This window comes from Enterovibrio gelatinilyticus, from assembly GCF_028683095.1.
Lineage (GTDB): Bacteria > Pseudomonadota > Gammaproteobacteria > Enterobacterales > Vibrionaceae > Enterovibrio > Enterovibrio gelatinilyticus.
On record NZ_JAJUBC010000009.1, the window covers coordinates 141,572 to 163,548 of the forward strand.

A 21,977-nucleotide genomic window follows, 5' to 3' on the forward strand; every position below is an offset into this window, starting at 1 on the left:
CCTTCACTCTTTGATCGAATCTGACCAGGCTGACATCACCTCTGTCATCCCAGAGTTTTCAAGCCGGCCATCTTCAACTTGACTCGAAATGATGCTCGGACAAGCGAAATTGAACGGATATATAGTCCGTGGGGCTAATTTGACCTGTCGTAGTGATCCCCTTAAATCCTCAACGAGACTTTCATCCATAGTGTCATCGACAATCGTGAGATCACTCAGGCTAGTATCTATCCTCGGCATCCGCATTGCCTTCTCAATATCCACCTTATAATCCAAGATAAACGAGGATAGCTGCGCGACTGCTGGCATTATTTTTCTTCCGCCCGATGCCCCTAAAGCGAAGTAAAGACCATCACTGCGTTTGAGAATAGTGGGACACATATTCGCCAAGCACCATTTATCCGCAGCGAGAGAGTTCGGCATATTGGGCTCTGGGTCAAACCACATAATGCCGTTGTTCATAAGAATGCCACTGTCCCCCAGCATCAACTTGGAGCCGAAAATTGAAAGCAGTGTCTGCGTGACCGATACGCAATTCCCCTCCGAATCAACAACATTAAAATGTGTCGTGCAACTAGGCGCCACTTCTTTACGTTCATCCCCCATAAAACGATAACGCTCTTCGTTGGCCAACCTAATGGCAGTGTCATATACCTTGTAGGCTTTTGAGTCAGGAGAATTGCCCTCTGGCTGCCAATTCTCCATAAGTGAAAGAGTGCGTTTTAAGGTTGGTCCGGCAGTCATTGACGGCGTACCAAATATGGTATGGTCGCGATAACTGTATTTATCTGCAGTCTGCAAAGTCGCCGTGTAGCTTTCAAAGTCTTCCAAGCAATGCTTGCCACCTGCTGCGATAAGTTCATTGACAATGGTTCTTGCTAACTCCCCGCGGTAAAAGCTTTGATGACCCTCCTCTGCTATTGTCTTCAGCGTTTTAGCAAGGCTAGACTGATCACAGACGTTTGATGAATGAGAAGTCCAAGCAGAAGATTTAGGGAAAAGACCGGAATCCAGAAAAGTCTCGGCGGAGGCTTTATACAGCACCAGATCTTTAGTTACGGAAGAAATAATCAGCTGCGCGTACCAATCAACGGCTAACCCTTTCTTAGCAAGGTCTATTGATGGTTGAATGAGTTCTTTCCAAGGAAGTGATGAAAAATGCTCAGCTGCCAGCCCCATTCCAGCAACTTGACCGGGAATAGCCACCGCCAACGCACCAGTAACATTCCTGTCTTCATGGACGCGTGTCCAAGGAAACAGATCTGTCGCCGAACCTTCAACCAAAGGATAGTCTTCGACATCAAGATTCTTAGGTGATTTCATACCGAAGTTGATCACCTTAACGTCGTCCGTTTTGGCTAAACGAACCACCATAAAGCCGCCACCACCGATACCACTCATCCAAGGTTCTGCGACGCCTAAAGCGAACGATGTTGCTATTGCAGCATCAACAGCGTTTCCGCCGTTTCTTAAAACCTGAGCACCGATTTCTGAAGCTATGCGACTTTGTGAGGTCACCACACCACGGTGAGTACGAACGACCTTTTTAGTGATATTCCAAGACGATGACTGAGACAAACTCACGGTTAAACTCCATTTTTATTTGTGTTACGACGGAAAATCACCACCGCAGATATGATAGATAAAACTAAAAACAACACAGAAAGTGGCGTAGAGACGAAGATGAGCCAATTCCCTTCAGACAGGGTGAGCGCCTGACGCACTGCTTGTTCACCCACTGGCTCAAGAACAAAGCCAATCATCATTGGGGCAAGAGGAAAATCGAGCTTTCGCATGACGTAACCCAGCAAACCGAACCCCAACATAATCCAAAGATCGACCGTGCTGTTGTTGAACCCATAAACGCCAACAACACAAAACACAGCGATGATGGGCAACAAGACACTTTGGGGTATTCTCGTAATCTGAAAAAACAGCTTTATCGCGACCTTACCAACAAGAGGTAGAAACAGTGATGCGATAAAAAGCACGACGAACAGTGAATAAATCAACGAAATATCTTCACTAAAAAGCGCAGGACCAGGAGCCAAGCCATGTATCAGGAAGGCTCCCATCAGGACAGCAGTTGTCACATCTCCTGGCACACCTAATGCGAGCAGAGGAATCAAAGCACCACCGCAGGTAGCATTGTTCGCTGACTCTGCGGCAGCGACTCCCTCTAACTCTCCTTGGCCAAATTTCTCGGGTGTCGCCGATTTCCTTTTTGCCTCGGAATAGGACAGAAACGCCGCGGGCGTTGCTCCCAACCCGGGTATCGCCCCCAGCACAACACCAATGAATGAGCCTCTGCAGATGGTCTTTAAGCTCCCCCTGATTTGAAACCATGAAATAGATGAACTGGCTTTGCCGTTGGCTTGTTTCGCTGTCTGTTTCTCAACCAAATTTTCTGCTTGGATCAGGAGCTCAGAAACGGCGAATAAACCGATCAGCATCGCCATCAGAGAAATACCGTTCATCAAATTGACGTTATCAAAGGTAAACCTTGGTGTGGCAACCATCGGATCTAGCCCGACAGTCCCAAAAAGAAAGCCTAATGAAGCGGCTATCAACCCCTTCGAAAGTGAATTGCCTGACACACCAGCCACAACAAGAAGCGCAAAAAGTACTAGGGTTGAAAATTCCGGCGGCCCAAAATTCGTCGCCAATTTGGCAAGGGAGACTGCGCCCAGAACTAATATGACAGTAGCAATAACATCAGCAATAACGGAAGCCCACAGCGCCATCCCCATCGCCTCGCTTCCCCTTCCTTTTTGAGCCAAAGGGTAGCCATCCAAAACAGTCGCTGCTGCTGCGGGAGAGCCTGGCGTATTCAATAAAATGGCTGGGATACTCCCCCCAAAAAGACACCCTTTATACGCCCCTAACAAAACGCAAAATGCGGTTAGAGGACTAAATCCATAGGTGAGCGGGATAATCAACGCAATACCCATGGTGCCGGTTAGCCCGGGTATTGCCCCCATAAAGATGCCAAATGCGACGCCAACAAAAATAGCGACAAGATTCACTACAGAAAAAACTGAAATAACAGATTGAAAGATTTCGCCTTCCATACAACCCTCCTTGGTTTAAACGGACATTCCCAGCCCAACAACAAACAGTGCATAGAGAGCGAGGGTGACCAGCATAGGTATGATGATTAGCGTCGCTAGTCGTCGTACTCCATTGATAAGAAAGAGCAGAAACATCATTGCTGATACAGAAAGGATGAAACCGTATTTCTCAAATACACTGATAAATAGGACTATCACAAGAACAGAGAGAGAAGGTCGAAGCCAAGTTCTAACATTCTGCTTTGGGGCTACCGTTTCTTGTTCACTAGAGGCTTTATCGAAACTGCTTATAAACAGAAAACTTGCGCCAATACCGACCAACGCACAACCAAAGTACGGGAAGAACCTTGGTGACAAAGCGATAGATTGAGTATCTTCAACCTGTTCTGGTATTAATATGACACCTATACCCGCAGCAATAATGACAAGCACCACTGCTGACAATCTGTCCTTTAATTTTTGATTCATCATTCCTTCCTGAATTCCTGCTCTAACCTTCCCCTCGCTTAATACTGGGCTATTTCCCTAGCCCAGAAAGCTGAATGATTTCGCCTTGTTCGTGGAACGTTTCTGTCACATTCTCCTCAAATTCCTTCGAGTCGAGATAGTTCACCTGCATAGCCAGTTTTTCGATAATCGCCTTGAAACCCTCGGTTTCTGTCGCGACTTTTATTGCACTGGCAAGTCGCTCTACCACTTCATCTGGGATCCCTTTTGGACCCGCAATACCCAAAATAGAAGGCGCAGAGATCTCGTACCCTGCATCAATCAAGGTTGGTACATTTGGGAACTCAGCCATTCGCTTGTCGGTAATGATTGAAAGCAGTTTAAATTCGCCAGAGCGGACTTGAGGCAACCACTCTGTTGCTCCAGCCATCAAATCGACGTGCCCACCCAACAGCGCAGTGACACTTGCAGCACCACCTTTAAACGGGATGGCTTTCCACTTCAGCGACTCTTGTTGCGCGAGACGCTCCATAGCAAGGTGTTGTGGAGTGCCTGCACCCGCTATTGCATAACTCACTTCGCCTGGATTTTGCTTTACATATTCGACAAGCTCTTCAATGGAAGAGTAAGGAGCATCCTTGGGGGCCACTATTCCAAGGTTCCACTGGGCAATTTGAGAGATAAAAGAAAAGTCATTTAAAGGATCGTATGGCAGGTTTTGCATATGAGGGGACAATACTGCAGCGCCTGTCGTTAATGTAAAAATGGAATAACCATCTGGGCGCTGTGCTTTCGATAACGCCGCAGCGACAGATCCGCCACCTCCCGGTTTATTAATGACGGTGACTTTCTCACCAAGGCTTTTCTCAAGTTCAGTGGATAGCACTCGTGACACTGTGTCCGTTGTTCCACCCGCCCCATAACCAACCGTAAGTTTAATTGTCTTCGTTGGCCATTCAGCAGCTTGAGTGAAATTGGCGACAAAAGAAAGCGCAGCAAAAAGAGTAGCGAATAGATACTTCATGATATTTACCTCCATATATATTGCATTGCAATACTAAGTTGTGTATTGTGTTACTTCGTTAACAACCCTATAACGATCAGGTTACGATCGCAAACCAGATCTTGCTTTCAAATGTCTTATTTCTGAGGATTTAGTAGATGGAGAATCGCTTATTTGTCGGCTCGGTTAAGAAAGCCTTTGAAATTATTGAAGCTTTTGACGTGAGAACGCAAAGCATGAGTTTGACCGAACTCGTTCAAGTTACTGGAATGGGGAAAAGTGCGGTACAACGATATGTTTACACACTTGAAGAACTGGGGTATTTGACCAAGAGTCCAACCTCAAAGCGATATGAACTCTCCTTAAAAATGCTACTTCCAGCAAGTAGTTACCTCAGTCAGAATAATTTGGTGAGTGCTATAAATCCCCATATTATCAATCTGCGTCAGAACTTGGATGCACGCGTGGGCGTCAGTGTTTATCACCAAGAAAAAGTGGTTTATCTCATTCCACTACAAAGCATCACGGAAGCCTACCCTAACGATTATCCAGGCTTTACGGTGCCCATTTACTGTACAAGCTCGGGGAGGATATTCCTTTCCACTTTTGATGATAACAAGGTTGACTCAATTTTGGAGAAGGAAGCCAAAAAACCATTCACGCCACTGACAATCACAAATGAAGAAGACATCAAGAATGAAGTGCAGAAGTTCAAGCAAAATGGATATTGCATAACTAATCAAGAGATCAGTCATGGAAAGATAAATATCTCAGTGCCTATACTTAATTATGACAAAGAGATAATAGCCTGCATTGTCGCAATATTTAAAACAAGCGAATGGGATGATAAACGCTTAATAAAAAAGGTTTTCCCAATAATACAAGAAGTTGCATCATTCATCCGAATCCCTTCCAGATAAATAAATATGATCATATACGCCCGAATACTGGCCAGAAACAAAAACGGCGCTGTTAGAAAGCGCCGTTTTTCGTTATAGATGATTTCTGCTAGTTCTGAAATCTAAGCTGTCTAGCCGACCGCCGAGAATTGCACCAAATAGGTTGAGAGTGGCGGCCAGAATGCAATGATCATCCACGCGACCATGAGCGCAAACAGATACGGCAGTACATATTTCACAATGGTGAAGTACGGTATCCCCGTTATTCCACTGGCGACATACAGGTTCAACCCATACGGCGGCGTAATAAAGCCAATGGCATCACCGACCAAGAAGATCACCGCAAAGTGGATAGGATCGACCCCCACACTGTAAGCAATCGGGGCGAGGATGGGTGCGAGAATGATGGTATTTGGCAGGCTCTCCAACACGGTTCCTGCCAGCAGCACCAACATCATGCAGGCAATCAACACAAAGGTGGGATCGCCAATCGCTGACATCCACCCTCGCACCACTTCGCCCGCCCCCAACAAGGAAAGCAACTGCTGCATCACCACAGACACTGCAATCAAGGGCGCTAGCATGCCTGTGATTTGCCCGGAGCGAAGTAAGATGTTCGGCAGTTCACGCAGCTTGATTTGGCGCGTGATCAGCACACCCGCAATCAGACAAAACCCGACCGTCACACCCGCCGCTTCCGTCGGAGAAAACGCACCCGAATAAATGCCGTATATCACAATGCCGATAGCAATGATGCCAAGGTAAGCTTTCAAGCCCGTTTTCAGAATACGCTTAGGTTCAAACTTGATGAGATTGCCCCAACCGTTTTTCTTACAAACGATGTAACACGCCAATTGCATGGCGATCACCATGAGTAATCCCGGCAGCATGCCACCGACGAACAGGTCACTGATGGAGAGATCCAGTAAGAAGCCATAAACGATAAAGATGATGCTCGGCGGGATAATGATCCCCACCGTGCCCCCTGCCGCAGCGGTGGCAGCAGCGAAACGTTCATCGTAATTGTTCTTTGCCATTTCGGGTTGCATGATGGAACCGATCGTCGCTGTTGTACCCGCATTCGAACCGGAAATGGCCGCGAACATGCCGCACGCGCCGATGGTCGCCATGCCCAAGCCGCCTCTCACCCATCCCAATATGGAATACGCGAAATCCGACATGCGTTTGGCAATGCCCGCCGCATTGATCAAATCCCCTGTCATGATGAACAGCGGCAACGCTAATAAGCCAAAGAAATTCAACCCTTCAAACAAGGTCACGCCAATGTTGGCAAGGGTAAAATCAATGACCAAGCTACAACCCACAACCCAAAAACCAATCACGAGAAAAATGGGAACGCCGATAATAAAAAGCAGTGTTACGCCAAGAGAGATCAGCGTGATAAGTGTGCCGTCTTCCATATTCTGCTCCTAATCCAGTAACGACGCTTGAAGCACAAACGGCTCTTTACGCTGATATTGCTTAATGTCTTTGGCTAAGTTTTGCAGCACGCGGATCACGATAAGTACCCACGCAAGCGGTGTTGCAAGATAGAACCACCACTCCATGACATCATCCGTTCCCCCCACAATCGCGAAGTTGTCGTAAGCGATATAGGTTTGATTGGTGGCGTGATAAATCACGATGCCAGCGAAGGCGATCCAAAGCACCGCATCTAACACCAGACAGCAAAATTGAAGACGATAAGAAAGCCGCGCGCGAATTTCTGTTAAGGCTAAATGTGTACGTTTCTTTATGTTGTATGAGGCACCGAACCAGGTTACCCAGAGGAAAAGTAGCACGGGCACCGTGGTGCTCCATGGCACTTGTTGGTTGAACAAAAACCGCCGAACAACCTCTACGAAAATAATGCCAGCCATACTTGAATAGGTGATCAAGATGATGACCTTTTCCGTGTTTTCATCTAACCATTTGAGCAAGGTATGTAGCGGTTTCATGCTGACCTCACAGATCATTGAATAAAGATACGCGCAGGCCCGTTTGCGGATGCGTTTTCACATCAGCAAACAGGCACTGCACGACGATATTTAGCTCGTCCACCAGCGTTGTGGTGGCACATTGACAACTTGCGTGTCGCGAGGAATTTCTCGCGCAATGTCGTAGATTTCTTGGTAGGTATCGTGACCACCCGACCACTTGTTCAAGCGATCGCGCCATTGTTCCCAAGGTTCGGGGTTGAACTCTGGCGAACACATTTCCTCGGCTTTGCGCAGTTCAGCGTCAGACAAAGTCGCAACACGGGTGTTGTTTTCTGCGAAAATGGTGCCTGGTCTTGGTGGGTTCGTCGCACCGACAATGTCAGTAAGCGCCGCTTCATTCATGCCTTGGGTGAAGATTTGCGCAACATACGCTGACTCCATCACATCGTCTTGAAGATCTGAGCCCAGCTTATCGAACACAGGCAAACTCATCGCCGTGTGTTCTGTGCCAGAGAAGAACTTGAGATCAACACATTGTGATACCACGGGTGCCATACCGGCGTACGCCACCGCGCCCATCCATGTTTCAGCACCGTCGATCAAGCCCTGTTTCAAGCCATCCAACGTTTCTTCCCAAGCGATCGGGACAGGGTTGAGGTTCATCAACTGCATGGCGATTCGCCCGAGTTGCGTGCCCGTTACACGGTTTTTTGTCCCAGCAAGTTGATCGATGGACGTCACTAATGGCTTATCTTTCCATTTCAAGCCAAGTTGAATGCCTCGTAACTCGCAGTGAGTAAACAAGAATTGCAATTTATGACGCTGGCGGAGGGGCTCTCTAAATAACGGTTCGCTTTTCTTACTGTAGAAAAAATGAAATTGAGACGCGCGGGATGGGAACATGTAAGCGTAATCCAGCACATTGAGATACGGTGCGCCCCCTGCGGAGTTTTGGGTCGACGCCGAATACATGTCGACAATGCCCTGCTGTGTTTTTTTCACACAGTTGGTTTGTCCACAGATTTGGTTACTACCAATAAACTCAACGCGAATCGCGCCGTTTGTCCGTTGTTCAAGGTCTCTGGCGAAAAAAAGCTGTGCCGATTTTTGAATATCGAGGTTTTTCTCGTTAAAACCTGACGCACCAAATTTCAATTGGAATTTTGGCGGTGCAGAATAGCGTTCGTTTTGGGTATTCTCGGCGGCTCTCGCCAGCGTAGATACGGTGGCTCCTACTCCCAATGTACCCGCGGCGATCAGGGTTGATGTCATCCCAAAATGGGCGGACACCTTCATAAAGTCCCTTCTCGTGAGTATCTCCCGATTTTTGCTCATGCTCGCACTCCTTTGTGTTGGCTTTCGCTCAAACGTTTACGCTGGCATGCCGACATTTGCGTTCTCAAACAGAGCGGTCTGTGTTCACTCATCGCGCTCTGTAATCCAAGCAATCCAACGTTCAGTCGATAGATTTGCCCTACGTTCGTCATCATTCTCCAACCACCAAAATGTTAATGGCTGGTTAATTTTCGAACCGGACCATTCCATTTATGGCATAGAAAAACCAAAATTCAAGCCTTGACTATGAAAATCGAGATAACTAGTCTCATATTTTAATGTTTGAGAATTTCCAAGTTTGGATTGAGTCAAGAGGATGTCGCCTTGAATTCATGACATCTACTAGCAAACAGGGAGAAGGAAAAAAGATGGGATTATCTTCAAATCATTACGATTTTATCGTGGTCGGTGCGGGATCAGCAGGGTGCGTACTCGCCAACAGGCTGTCCGAAAACCCTTCCATTCGGGTACTTTTGATAGAAGCTGGCGGGAAAGACAACAATCCTTGGTTGCATATACCGGTGGGATATTTCAAAACGATGCATAACCCAAAAACAGATTGGTGTTATGTCACCGAGCCTGATCCCGGTATTAATTCACGCCAATTACAATGGCCAAGAGGAAAAGTGCTTGGGGGCTCTAGCGCACTCAATGGTTTGTTGTATGTTCGCGGGCAAGCGGAAGATTACGACCATTGGGCAGCGTTGGGGAACCAAGGCTGGTCTTATCAAGAAGTTCTACCCTACTTTAAAAAATCAGAAGACCAAGAACGCGGCTCGGATGATTATCACGGCGTAAACGGTCCGCAAAAAGTCAGTGATTTACGATTACGTCGCCCCATTGCTGACCATTTTATTAACTCAGCAATTAAGCTAGGCATCCCCTACAATCCTGATTGCAATGGTGACGTTCAAGAAGGCGTCGGATACTTCCAACAAACGGCATATAAGGGCTTTCGTTGGAGTACGGCAAAATCCTTTCTACGCCCCGCTAAACACAGAGAAAATTTAGATATTCTTACCCATCACCATGTGTCAAAAGTACTGTTTGAAGGCAAAACTGCCATCGGTATTGAAGTGCTTAAAGACAATGTAAAACGTCAAATCATGGCAAATCGTGAAGTCATTTTGAGCGCAGGCGCCATCGGATCACCGCAACTGCTTCAACTTTCTGGCATTGGCCCAGCTTCTCTGCTCAATGAACTCAATATTCCGGTGTTACATGATCTAGCAGGCGTAGGGGAAAATTTGCAAGATCACCTTCAAGTCCGATTGGTATTCAAAACCAGCGAACGAACGCTCAATGATGAATTAAACAGTCTCGTAAAACGCGTCATGGTGGCGATGCAATATCTCTTTAATCGCACTGGCCCACTGACGCTGGCGGCAAGCCAAGTCACCATTTTCACCCAATCAGACCCTCATTTAACACGCCCAGATATTCAATTTCACATGCAACCGCTCAGTGCGGATAAGCCGGGAGATGGCGTACACCCATTTTCTGCGTTTACTGCATCAGTGTGTCAACTTCGCCCTTACAGCCGAGGAAGTGTAAAAATCACTTCTACGGATCCCCTTGCGCATCCTGCCATTCAGCCCCGCTACCTTTCGGACGAACGCGACCAAACCGTGATCATCAATGCGATAAAAGTGGCCCGAAATATCGCCAGCACGCCACCGCTTTCTGAGCATATTTTGAGTGAATATGTACCTGGAGAGAAATACCAAACCGATGAAGAATTGCTGGTCGCGGCGAGAGAATACAGCCAAACCATTTATCACCCGACAAGCACCTGCAAAATGGGCATTGATGACATGGCCGTCGTGAACCCAAGACTACAGGTTTATGGAGTGAAGAGTTTGCGTGTGGTAGACGCATCGATCATGCCGGAGATCGCCTCTGGCAACACCAATGCACCCACCATTATGATCGCAGAAAAGGCATCAGACATGATTTTGGAAGACAACGCTATCCCACATTAGATATTGAGAATCACGCCTTAAAAACACAGCAATTGGCGATCAAATCGCCTTTGCTGCTTACTCGTCGGTGATACCGAATTCAGCCACCGCCAAACGCTGAGCTGCGCGACGCAACAGCGGTAAATACTGTCTAAGTTCTTCCGGCTTTTTTCGAGCAGAAGGCGCATGCACTGCCACGGTAAACGCAACACGGTTATCGTTATCAATCACAGGAACAGCAAGCGCGACCATATCATCAAGAAACTCTCCTGAATCCATACCGACCCCATCTTTGGCGATTTTCGCCAAATGGGTTTCTAACTGATCGATATCTGTGATGGTTTGCGCCGTTTCACGCGTGAGGTTCATGCTTTTGAGCAGACGTTTACGTGCGGTCGGTTTCATGTCTGAAAGAAACAATTTGCCAGATGCCGTGCAATGTAACGGATAGTGCGTACCGACAGGTAAGTGAATACGATAAGGCCAGTTGGTTTCGACACGTTCTAAATATAAAATTTCATAGCCGTCCAGAATGGTCAGGTTGCAGGTTTCCCCGATTTCATCAGACAGCTCTTTAAGAATGGTATAGCGGTGCACATTGATGGAGGAATTCTTTAGGGTGTCTCTGGCTAAATCTCGTAAACGAGGACCAGCGGTGAAACGCTTGCCATCAGGCTCTCGCTGCAGGAGTCCCTCTTCTTCCATCTGTTGTGCGATCCGGTGAACGGTTTGTTTTGGAAGATCTAACTCTTCGGCAAGATAAACACTAGAGAGCGGCTTGTCTGCTTTCACAATCTTTTCAAGGATATGAAAACCACGAATAAGCGTTGATTGTGTTTCCTTCATTCTACCCTTCCGTTTGTCGTTTGTTCTTTATTGGAACGTGAAAAATGAAACATCAAAGTATCTTGATTTTATTAAGCATCGATAAAGATAGCCAACTCTCATCCATTAATTGAGACATTGAGTCCTGAATGTTCACGAAATCATATTGGATAAGCATGCCATTAAACATCGCATTGCGATGTTCTTTTATGTCAGAGCAAGAACAAGAGAGATGGTGAGAGCAAATCAAAACGCATATTTCTAAGCGGTAAAGTACTGATATAAAAGCGATAATATTGCGTTCAATACTTGAATTGGTTCCCGCTATTTAACCGACGAAGGGCCACATTTACGATCCGCGCTAGCCTTACAATTGTATAACCCGTAACAGAATAGCCCGATACACAACCCCCAGAAAGCGCTGCCGATACCGAATAAATTCGTTCCAGACGCGGTGAACAGAAACGTAAGCAGTGCTGGCTCTCGATACTCAGTGTCTGACATCGACACTGCTAAGCTGTTCATTAGTGTAGGCATCACCGCAAGACCTGCAATCGCAATGACAATCGCTTCGGGAACTGCACTGAATAGAGAAACAAATGACATGCCCATGATGCCCGCTAAAAGGTAAAACACACCCATCGAAATCCCGGCCATATAACGTGTCTTTGGGTTTTCATCCGCATTTGGCCCCATACAAATTGCGCCAGTGATTGCGGCAAGATTAAAAGCAAAGCCACCAAACGGCGCTAATAACAGACCTGTCACACCTGTGGTTGTTATCACTTTGGACGAATCAACGCGGTAACCATTCGCTTTCAATACCGCAAATCCCGGTAAATTCTGCGAGGCCATGGTCACGATAAACAGAGGTATTCCAACACTGACCAACGAGAAAAATTCAAAATCTGGAGTCATGAATACAGGAACGGTTAAACCCATCGTCACCGCACTGACATCTAGCTTCTCCATACCAATACACATTCCCAGCGCAACGATGAAAATAATTGGAATCAATAAGTTACCTAACCAAATCCTTGCCACTATAAACACCGCCAGCATGACAAAGACAACTTGACCTTCTTCAACCAGTGACGTAAATAAGCCCAATCCAAATTGCAGTAAAATGCCCGCTAACATGGCAGACGCTATCGCTGTTGGTATCTGTTTCAATACTTTTTCAAATATTCCCGCTAATCCGATTATCGTAATTAACGCAGAACTAAACAAAAACACGGCAATTGCCTGATTCATTGTCAGCCCTTCGAGGGATGTAATTAACAATGCCGCGCCAGGTGTAGACCACGCAGTGACGATAGGTTTCTTATAGCGATATGAGAGCGCTATGGTGGTTACACCCATGCCTATCCCCAACGCCCAAAACCATGAAGCTACCTGCTCTTCAGTGGCACCAGCACTCATCGCGGCTTGGAAAATTATCGCTGCGGCACTCGCATAACCAATGAAAACGGCGATAAAACCCGTACTTACATGGGAAAGTTTTAGCTTAGTCATGTTAATTCGTCCCTGTGTGCGTTATAACGTCTACTTAATCAACCTAGCATCCGTGCGTTATAACGCACAAGTTATTTGTTGAGAAAATATGCAAACAGAAATAAAAGTCGGTGAACACCTAAAGCGTCTTCGTAAAGAAAAAGGGTGGAGCTTAGATAAAGCAGCGAAAGCTACTGGAGTGAGCAAAGCAATGCTGGGTCAAGTTGAGCGCGGCGAATCAAGCCCAACCGTTGCAAAACTGTGGCAAATAGCATCGGGGTTCGATGTGTCATTTTCCAGTTTTATCGCTACCAGTTCCAATAATGAACTCACCAGTCTTTTCAGAGATGCGAACGAATTAAGGCGTGAGGAATACAATGTTGGTTTTTTTGTCAGCTTGTTATTTCCTTTCGAACCGGCACTGGGTTTTGAGATATTCGAACTAACCCTCGCACCCCATTATCAGCATGAGTCCGACCCTCACAACCTTGGCGTTACCGAACACATTCTGTGTGTTTCTGGAGAAATGGCGGTATTGTTTGATGGTGAATGGCATACGTTACGTGCAGGACAAGCCGTACGCTTCAATGCTAATCAGGTTCATGGCTACAAAAACATCGGCGAAGTAAATGCTGTTTTCCATAATGTTATTCATTACCCACATAAGTAGGCAGCGAGCACTCTGTAGACGCGTATTCTCGTCGTAATAAATAACGATGTTGAATCGCAGTATCGCTGCACACACCTGCGTTCAGCTAGTTGAATAAATGGCAGATCGCGCATTTTGCTAACAACGAGTTTATTGAGATAACAGACTTTCGAGGAAACAAAAAAAGCCGCTGACTCTCATCAGCGGCTTTTCTTATAGCAATTCTGTTCTACTAATTACTTAGCAAAATTAGCCGCTTTTGAGGTTACAACCAACGTGATAGCAGCTTCGTTCCATTCCCTTCACCACTTCTCCAAAAAATGGATTGGTGGACGTGGTAACAAATCATGTCGAGGATGTTAGTACGATTAGTTTTAAAGCTACGTGCCAATGCCGAAGGTGCTGTGTAGTTGATCTCTTTTGCTGCATTATTCACACGTTCTGAAATTTCTTCACTGACAAAGCAAGTTTTGTTGATGACATAGCTAATGACAGGAGAGAGACAGGCACTTTTAGAATAACTGCATACAACCTGTTAGAGAACTTTCTCATTAGTCTTCGTACCATTGGTAACGCAACACCAACGCACCAACATCGACATCGTTTTCTTCGATATAATATCTAGTAAAACTGAGGCCAAGCACCAACCTTTCGGTGGCATTAAAGCCAAACTTCACACCGAGATAAGGGTCAGTTCCATCAAAGCTCGTGTACAGCGTTGACTCTTGATATTGGCTTTTTATCTCAGTTTTCCAGCGTAATACGCCAACATGCCCTTGAGCAAACCACTTTTGGCTTCGCCAAAATACGTAATCTCCCTCAATACCTATGCCTTCAACAAGCAATGGAGAGACGCCCGCAACCTGCTGATGATAGTCCTCTGGTGCTGTCGTTGTTGACGACAACATAGCACCCGCATTTCCCATATCAAGATACTTGATACTCGCGCCCCAATCTGGCTCGAACTCGTAACCCAGTGAGATTGAATAGTACGCTCCTTTTTCATCAGTCGCGTATTCAGTATTTGAAACGATATTCTCTCTATCATGCGCTCGGCTAACGCCAAATTGGCCATCAACAAACCAGTTTGCCTGTGCCGTTGTGCCCACCAAAGACAATAAGAAAACGTAGTGCCTCGCTTTCAAACGTCTGTACAATGATGCCGCCGCACCAAGTATTAGCACCCACAGTCCGTTGCCACCGCCAGAAGAATTAACCACATTCGTGTCATAAGCTAAGCTCACTTTCACTACCGCATTGGCGTTAGCTTGCAAGTCATAAATATCTGAAATGGAATAAGTTACCGTATCTAGACCTTCAAATCCTTGTTTGGGTGTGTACGTAACGGTGTCATCACTATTGACCACAACCTCGCCTTGAGTTGCAGTGGCCGATACTAGCTTTATCGCCTCCCCGTCAGGGTCACTATCATTGTCCAATATGTTAAAGGTTATTGGAGTGCGATCATCGGTCTCATATTGGTCATTGGCTGCGAATGGGGCAATACTATTGACCACTGTGATATTCACTACGGCATTATCTGTTCCACCATTGCTATCCGTCACGCTATAGCTAATAGTGTCATCTCCAAGAAAATCAGTCACAGGTGTATACATCAGCTTCCCATCAGTAATTTGAACCGCCCCCAAATCGGCTACGGCACTGGATATACTTAAAGCGTCACCATCAGCGTCTGTGTCATTACTCAATACATCTATAGTGACTTCGCTGTTTTTCCCCAGCGTCTCACTATCATCATTCGCGACTGGCATCGCATTGCCTGTTCCCGACACAGCCACACCACTCGGATCGATAATACTGCCGTTTGCTATACCGTCTTCATCGTTTGGACCACCATCCTCAATAGTGATTTGGACACACCAATCTCCTTCAGTCAGCCCTTCAGCCCATTGGGAGTCCCCCGGAGGCGGACAATATCCCATCTCTCCCAAGGCTGACGAAACTGAGTTCATGCTGTCCATCACAAACGAAGACCACCCTAAGTCAGATTTGTATTTTCGATAGATAGCGTCTGCAGGAATAGGTTGACGCTGTGGGATGACGATTTTAAAGCTCTGTCCGACAGTTAGTAGGCCATGCGCAACAAAATCGAAAATCCCACCCACATTCGTCGCATCACTGTCCAACGTTAACTCATTCGAGAACAAACGGGCGGCACCAGATTGATTCGACAGCACAGCAATACCTTTACGCAGACAAACGCCCGGCTCTCCTTCCAGTAAAAATTGACCACTCTCTTTCACATCTTGTGGTACCACATTACAGGCAGAACTCGTATCAAGGTAATTAGGAATACCGTCATTGTCGCTATCTCCATACCCTTCTTGGTCGTCGGGAATTAAGTCACCATCGCTATCTTGACTGGTCAGCGACGCTAAACTTTCCACAACCTCCAAAAACGTGTGAACTGTGACACTTTCTGGTTGAGAGCCATTATCTGTTACAGTAACAGCCAACGGGTAAACATTAAGTGCTAAGTTTTCGGTTGTAAAACTCAGCGAGGACTGGTCGGTTTGCCCCGCAATCACAGTGGCAAGACTGTCGTTCGTAGTGGTCCAAGCGTAAGAATGAGAATCTCCCTGATTCGGGTCAGCCACATCAGCCTTTACCGTCAGTGCCGTTGCACTCTTTGGGATAGTACTTACCTTCTCGCCATTCAGCATGGTCTCAATCGTAACTTGAGGGGCAATATTCTCTTCTCTAATAGCGAGCTCAAATTCATTTTTGCTCCCAATGTTCACGGAATCATCGAGCTTAATTACGATGGTTTCTGTCCCCTCGTTCAAACTGTCAGAAAACACATCAAATGTTATGTAGGCTTCTGTGCCACTGTTTATTGTCACGTTACCACTGAGCAAGTCATGGTCCGCACTATCGGAAGTGCCCGAAACCGCATAAGGCACCACTAGTGGATAAATCGGAGATTCACCGTTAAGTAGCACTCTAATTTTGTGACTTGTTCCCTCAGTGGTTTGTTTATCCTTCTGTAAGCTCACCAGTGGAAGAACAGTGACCGTTTGCGTATCCATGGCGACATTGCCATTCCCATCTTTCGTCACCCAAGACACTGAGCTTATTCCGGGCACAAAGTTGGCACCTTTATCCTTCAGTGATACTGACAATGGCTGACCTGAAGTATCAAATGCCTTTGCTGTGCCTAATTTCACACGAGTATAGAGACCTGTTGCATTAACCACGACATCTGCTGGCGCCGCGATAGTGGGTAGTCCGGTTGCAGTACTATCAAAGGTGACAGTGACTTTGGCAGTCGCTTCGCCACCTTTTCCGTCTGTGATGCCATATTGAACAATCACAGTTCCAGCCTCAGAAGCCGTTATTTCTATGCGATCTACAGTGTGGCTGACCTTTGCCAGAGAGCTAACCCAAACGATTTCCAGCGTGTCTCCGTCAAGATCGCTGTCATTGCCAAGAACATCCAAAGAATGTGCCTGTTCCAACCCATCGGTAATCACATAGGAATCATCTATCGCTTCAGGCTGGTCATTGACATCATTCACCGTGATATCAAAGCTTGGTAAACTCGTTGAGTCGGCTCCATCAGAAACGCTAATGATAATCCCAGCGTAAGCACCAATGTCATCCTGTGAAGGAGTGCCACTTAGTTTCCCCGTTTCGGCATCAAAATCGGCCCACTCAGGTTTATTCACAATCGAGAAGCTAATGGGATTGTCGTCCGCATCTGATGCAGTCGGAATAAAGGAGTAAGCACTATTTTGATCTGCGGTAACTGAAGGTGTACCCGAAATAGTCGGTGCATTGTTTGTCGTGGTCGGAGTAATCGTTAGTGACGCCGCAACGTTGCCATTGCCCGAACTATCACTAAATTCATCCATATGAACACTAATAGATATTCCGACATAATCAACGCTACTTGCTTCCACGGTCGCTGTGAACGTCGTGCCACTTCCCGAAAAAGAACTGAGTTGACCACCAGTGATTGCCACCTTATCTAACCCGAAGTTACTGCTGCTCTCCGAAAGCGCGAACGTGACTGCCGCTGTTTCACCTTCATCCAGCGTCGGCAAAGAACTCGATATTGTGACAGTGGGTTGTTGGGTATCCACAGTGAACGGCAAATCCGTCGCTACGGTGTTTCCATTTCCAGCAGCATCAGTGAATTTATTGGCTGCAACTTTCACCTTTGCTGTGGTTTGTTGGTTTGCACCTGGCGTGAACGTTGCTGTATAGCTTATTCCGCTACCTGCAAAGTTCGACAGCGCACCACCCTCAACAACAACATCTGTCGCGATGAAATTACTGCTCGCTTCTGACAAGTTGAATGAAACAGACGCTGTTTGACCTGCGATTAACGCCGAAGAAGCACTTTGAATCGTAATACTCGGAGCAGTGTTATCCAGCAAGTAATTTTGACTGTTCGATGCAGTGACCGACCCCAATCCATTTCCGCTAGAGTCAGCTAGGTTATTCGCCCCCGAAACGCTAAGAGAGACAGTACCGTTGGCCGTTGCCAAATCACCGCCTGAGACGGTGACATCAACCACTGTCGCTGACGTGCTGGATACGTGACTAACAGTGCCCGTTGTTCCTGATACCACAAAATCAGTGATATCGATGTTGCTAAGCGCTTCAGAGAAGGTGACTCGCCAAACTAATGAATCCTGCGCCGTCAACTCACTGGCGGGAGTTTGGCGAAGGATAGAGGTAATGGTAGGAGCGACGGTGTCTAGTGTATGTGTCGCCCCGGAGGCATAAGCACTCGGTGACGTTCCGCTTTCATCAAGAATATTCGTGCCACCGTTAAGGTCTAGTCGCACTGTGCCATTCACTTGGTTCGCCGAGACCGTCACAGTCACGCTGTTGCCTTGCGCTGAAGACACACCGCTTACGGTCAGTCCGGCAACAACATTTCCGTCCAAGCGCGCAACAAAGTCGTCAGTGGAAATATTGGTGACGCTGTCCCCAAAAGTCACAACGAAGGAAATACTGCTCGCGTTTGGTGCAGGAGAACCAGACAGCGTAATGGTGCTAATATTTGGAGAAACATCTATTGTTGAAAGGTTAAGAGCAATCGGCGATGTCTGTAAATTGCCTAAGAGATCCTCAGCAACAACGTAGACGTCGTAATCTGTGCCATCTGCCAACCCCGAAATCGCACGACTTCCAGTGAGGCTCGATGTGGTGATCGTGCCCACCGCGAAGGCTGACGAAAGCGGCCCGACCTGACCGGCTTTAACCTCGGAAGCGCTAGGTGATGAAGCTCCATTTGAGACAACGGCATAGTAAACCTTGCCATCTTCGTTAAGGCTCACGTTTAACGTAGCGCCCGTCGCAGACAAATTCGTTAATGAAGATGCTGAACTAAATGTTGGTGGCGTTTCGTCGTCATCATCCGTCAATGTGTATTGACGTAACTGCGTGCCATTTTCTGTTGCGCCCCCACCTGACACACCAACAATGTTGACTAGGACAGACTCATTAACTTCTTCGGTGCTATCATCTGTTGTGACAATGCCCTTGACTGCATTGGCAGAAGAACTTCCCGCAGGGATAGTAATCGACGCACTGGGTACCTCGTAATCGGTACCCGACGTTGCCGTTCCCGAATAGCTAAGGTTGACTGTCACATCTTCATAAGTGGCATGGCTCAGTTGCACACCTATGGTTGCCGTTCCACCATTTTCAGCAACAGACTGGTCACTGCCCGAAAAGCTCACGGTGGGCCCGCTCTGCGCATCCGTGATGGTGACGGTATGTTGCTGGGTATCAATATCGCTAGTGACTGACGCACTGGCGATTTGAACGGTAACGGTTTCATTCTGTGCAGCATCATAAACACTGTCAGCGACCGCTGTGATGGTTGCGGCTGCCGATGGTTGTCCTGCAGGAATCGTAATCGAATCAGATTTGGTGTAGTCAGAAGTTAGCGTCGCGGTGCCGCCATAGGTAAGATTCACCGTGAGGCTTTCTGGCCAAGTGCTGTTGAGTGTGCCCGATATCGCTGCGGTGACCGTACTGGTGCCTCCTGCTTCAGCGATTGAAACTGGGTTCACAGATACAGCAAGATGCGGTTGATTGGCAAAAATGGCATCGTTGGCCTGAGAAATACTGGTGCTGTAAGCTGTGCTTTGATTGCCACTTGAATCCGTCAACGTAAGGCTAACAGGTATATCATCCCCTGCCGCTCTGTCTGTTCCTCCGTCTGTAATCGTAAAGGATGCTTTATATGAGGTATTGCTGACTTTGGTTAGGCCACTGAGCGAATAACCGTTCACTGTTCCGGAAATTGCACCATTTCCCGTTGAATAGTCATCATCATCAGAATCAACCGTAATAGTAGCCTCAACAACGTCCCCGACTTTGTGGCTGTTATTATTAATAACAACATTCTGTATCGTCGGCGGCGTCTCATCACTTACTGCTGCCCCAATGGTGATACTTTTGATGTAAAAGGTTGGAACGCTGTTTACAGCGCTGTCATCATTGGGAAACGTTATCCAAATTTCATCAATATTCGAAAACGCACGAACATCCGCAAAACTAATGTCACTATGGGTATCGGAATCACTCGGTGACGTCACCTCTTTAAATGCGCCGTTGACATTCGCTCCGTCTTTACGCCCTTGAACACGCATAGTTTGGGATCCAAGGAGGTACGTTCGAAAGCTAAAGGTATCTAACTTGAACTCGGTGCCGTCATCTGAAGCAACCTGAAGCCGCGTGAGATCGTTATTAATACCCATGCTAACTTCATCGAAATAAGTGCTAATGGACGCCCTCGCACCGCCTACGACGGTAAAGGTGTAGTTGTTATAGGTCTTAGAAAAAGGAGAATCGCCTTGTGTATACTCACCAGGTTGCGTGAAAGTCGTTGTACCTTCGCTAGGCGCAAGTAAATACGCGTATTGTTCAGAATGCTCAATGTCAATTGAATGCTCAGCAGTACCTGCGACGTACTCTAATTCCCAATCACCGCCTAGTTTATTTGAACCAGTGAGATCATCTGAAGCCAATATAGTGCGGTTGGTACTATTCGCCAGATGCGTAACAAAGGTCTTACCCTTTGCGCCTTTCGCAACCTCACACCCAAAAAGACGTAATTCCCCATCAGTAGCAAGATATTCATCGACCACTTTCGAAAACGCAAAATAAGACTCTTCAGATGACAATGAAACACTGTCTCCTAAGAGACTAAATTCACCAGGCTTGCCGTGTGAATAGAGGCTCAACGTTTGAATATCTTTGTATTTCGAGAGTTTTTGGCTAAGTGTTAGAAAGGTGTCTTCAGCTTTTAAATGGATGACATGGCTTTCTTTGGGGGCTTTTTCAAATAAGGTCTCAGGGTCTTGCACGTTGGCATCAATAACTATGACGGATTCATACGCCACAACCTGAGCAGAGAAGCTCAATAGCAAAGCGCCAATCAACGAGCATAACCCCCTCATTCCCACACGATCCTTCATGTTAGATATTCCTTTCACTAGTAGTAGAAAAATGCTCAATGCCAACTAAGTAGCAGCCTGTCGTAGATCACCAAAATAGAAAAAATATACAAATTTCTATACATTTTCAGACTAGGGTATACATACAACTTGTCAAAGAAATCATCTAAAAACCATGAATAAAATAAATAAAATTACAACACCAGCAATGATGGCACTCATCATATCTGCCTACATACCCATACCCGCACAAGCGTGTTCAGCAAACACTGCGATAGGCGAAATCTGCTACATGGCCTCCAACTTCTGTCCCAGAGGCTTTCATTACCTGAGCGGCGCCCTGCTCTCTGTTGGTGAATATACAGCACTATTTTCTCTTTTAGGGACAACCTATGGCAGTTGGGGAAACTTTGCTTTCGGCATACCCGATTTAAGAGGAAAAGTAGCGATTTCCCAAGGAGAGGGTCCAGCAACCGATGCATATTACCAAGGCTCTCCAGGAGGTTACGAATGGTGGTGGTTGACTAACCGACAAGTTTCTCAACACACACATAACAGCAGAATTCCTTTTGAGATCAGTGCCGGCCAGTCAACGCTCCCCATTTATGAAACGGGCCAGCCTGCAACCCAAGATGGCGCGAATCATTTCTCAAGTGCGCCCACTTATAGCGATGAGCAGGGAAGCATCGCCCAAGTTCCTTTCTTTAGTAGCCATAGCGAAAAAGCCTCAGATCTAATAAACGTTGGTGATTTTAACAATAGACATCTACCCGTTGAGCTTAGCCAACCCTCTATCGCGCTCACCGCATGTATTAGCTATGACGGGGAGTATCCTCGCAAAAAATAGCAAACAAATAAGCCAGAAATGAAAACCACCATATACAGTCAAAAACAAATTTTTTTATTGGCTT

Annotated in this window: 14 protein-coding genes and 1 pseudogene; 4 read left to right on the plus strand and 11 right to left on the minus strand. The window is 46.6% G+C overall.

Annotated elements, in window-relative coordinates; translation table 11 throughout:
* Positions 1-3: 3 nt before the first annotated feature.
* From LRP50_RS09875 to LRP50_RS09890, 4 genes are read right to left on the minus strand one after another with little or no spacing between them, the layout of a single operon-like run.
* A complete protein-coding gene (locus tag LRP50_RS09875; RefSeq protein ID WP_274164296.1) occupies positions 4-1,584 on the minus strand; it encodes a gamma-glutamyltransferase family protein in 1,581 nt (526 codons plus the stop codon).
* 2 nt (positions 1,585-1,586) lie between these two features.
* The gene (locus LRP50_RS09880) at positions 1,587-3,071 is read right to left on the minus strand and encodes a tripartite tricarboxylate transporter permease (protein ID WP_274164297.1); all 1,485 of its coding nucleotides are present in this window, start codon (positions 3,069-3,071) and stop codon (positions 1,587-1,589) included.
* 15 nt (positions 3,072-3,086) lie between these two features.
* Complete coding sequence (locus tag LRP50_RS09885; protein WP_274164298.1) at positions 3,087-3,539, minus strand: tripartite tricarboxylate transporter TctB family protein; 453 nt, start codon at positions 3,537-3,539, stop codon at positions 3,087-3,089.
* 49 nt (positions 3,540-3,588) lie between these two features.
* The gene (locus LRP50_RS09890) at positions 3,589-4,542 is read right to left on the minus strand and encodes a Bug family tripartite tricarboxylate transporter substrate binding protein (protein WP_274164299.1); all 954 of its coding nucleotides are present in this window, start codon (positions 4,540-4,542) and stop codon (positions 3,589-3,591) included.
* 137 nt (positions 4,543-4,679) lie between these two features.
* On the opposite strand from LRP50_RS09890, the gene LRP50_RS09895 reads away from it, so the two are divergent.
* Positions 4,680-5,441, plus strand: coding sequence for an IclR family transcriptional regulator (locus LRP50_RS09895; RefSeq protein WP_274164300.1), 762 nt, complete (start codon positions 4,680-4,682; stop codon positions 5,439-5,441).
* Between the two features lie 110 nt (positions 5,442-5,551).
* Here the strand turns inward: LRP50_RS09895 and LRP50_RS09900 are convergent, their stop codons facing one another.
* The 3 genes from LRP50_RS09900 to LRP50_RS09910 all read right to left on the minus strand — a co-directional run bounded on the left by LRP50_RS09900 (position 5,552) and on the right by LRP50_RS09910 (position 8,632).
* Positions 5,552-6,841, minus strand: coding sequence for a TRAP transporter large permease (locus tag LRP50_RS09900; RefSeq protein WP_017010818.1), 1,290 nt, complete (start codon positions 6,839-6,841; stop codon positions 5,552-5,554).
* A 9-nt stretch (positions 6,842-6,850) separates the two neighbouring features.
* A complete protein-coding gene (locus LRP50_RS09905) occupies positions 6,851-7,378 on the minus strand; it encodes a TRAP transporter small permease (protein ID WP_017010819.1) in 528 nt (175 codons plus the stop codon).
* A gap of 90 nt (positions 7,379-7,468) precedes the next feature.
* Positions 7,469-8,632, minus strand: coding sequence for a TRAP transporter substrate-binding protein (locus tag LRP50_RS09910; RefSeq protein ID WP_337992911.1), 1,164 nt, complete (start codon positions 8,630-8,632; stop codon positions 7,469-7,471).
* A gap of 431 nt (positions 8,633-9,063) precedes the next feature.
* Here LRP50_RS09910 and LRP50_RS09915 point away from each other — a divergent pair, with 431 nt between their 5' ends.
* Positions 9,064-10,677: a GMC family oxidoreductase gene (locus LRP50_RS09915; protein WP_274164302.1), complete on the plus strand. Its 1,614-nt coding sequence runs from the start codon at positions 9,064-9,066 to the stop codon at positions 10,675-10,677.
* A 57-nt stretch (positions 10,678-10,734) separates the two neighbouring features.
* On the opposite strand, the gene LRP50_RS09920 is transcribed toward LRP50_RS09915, so the two are convergent.
* Together LRP50_RS09920 and LRP50_RS09925 are read right to left on the minus strand one after the other, a co-directional pair.
* Positions 10,735-11,502 carry an IclR family transcriptional regulator gene (locus LRP50_RS09920; protein WP_274164303.1) on the minus strand — a complete coding sequence of 256 codons (768 nt, stop codon included), beginning with the start codon at positions 11,500-11,502 and terminating at the stop codon, positions 10,735-10,737.
* A 303-nt stretch (positions 11,503-11,805) separates the two neighbouring features.
* The gene (locus tag LRP50_RS09925; RefSeq protein WP_274164304.1) at positions 11,806-12,996 is read right to left on the minus strand and encodes a benzoate/H(+) symporter BenE family transporter; all 1,191 of its coding nucleotides are present in this window, start codon (positions 12,994-12,996) and stop codon (positions 11,806-11,808) included.
* 88 nt (positions 12,997-13,084) lie between these two features.
* Between LRP50_RS09925 and LRP50_RS09930 the strand changes: the two genes are divergently transcribed.
* A complete protein-coding gene (locus tag LRP50_RS09930; protein ID WP_274164305.1) occupies positions 13,085-13,645 on the plus strand; it encodes a helix-turn-helix domain-containing protein in 561 nt (186 codons plus the stop codon).
* Positions 13,646-13,885: 240 nt separating this feature from the next.
* Here the strand turns inward: LRP50_RS09930 and LRP50_RS09935 are convergent.
* Positions 13,886-14,114: pseudogene (locus LRP50_RS09935) on the minus strand (LacI family DNA-binding transcriptional regulator); the annotation flags it as partial.
* A gap of 61 nt (positions 14,115-14,175) precedes the next feature.
* Positions 14,176-21,087 (minus strand): Ig-like domain-containing protein, encoded by a 6,912-nt coding sequence (locus tag LRP50_RS09940; RefSeq protein WP_274164306.1) that lies wholly within the window; start codon positions 21,085-21,087, stop codon positions 14,176-14,178.
* 154 nt (positions 21,088-21,241) lie between these two features.
* Between LRP50_RS09940 and LRP50_RS09945 the strand changes: the two genes are divergently transcribed.
* Complete coding sequence (locus LRP50_RS09945) at positions 21,242-21,913, plus strand: phage tail protein (protein ID WP_274164307.1); 672 nt, start codon at positions 21,242-21,244, stop codon at positions 21,911-21,913.
* The last annotated feature ends 64 nt before the right edge of the window (positions 21,914-21,977 follow it).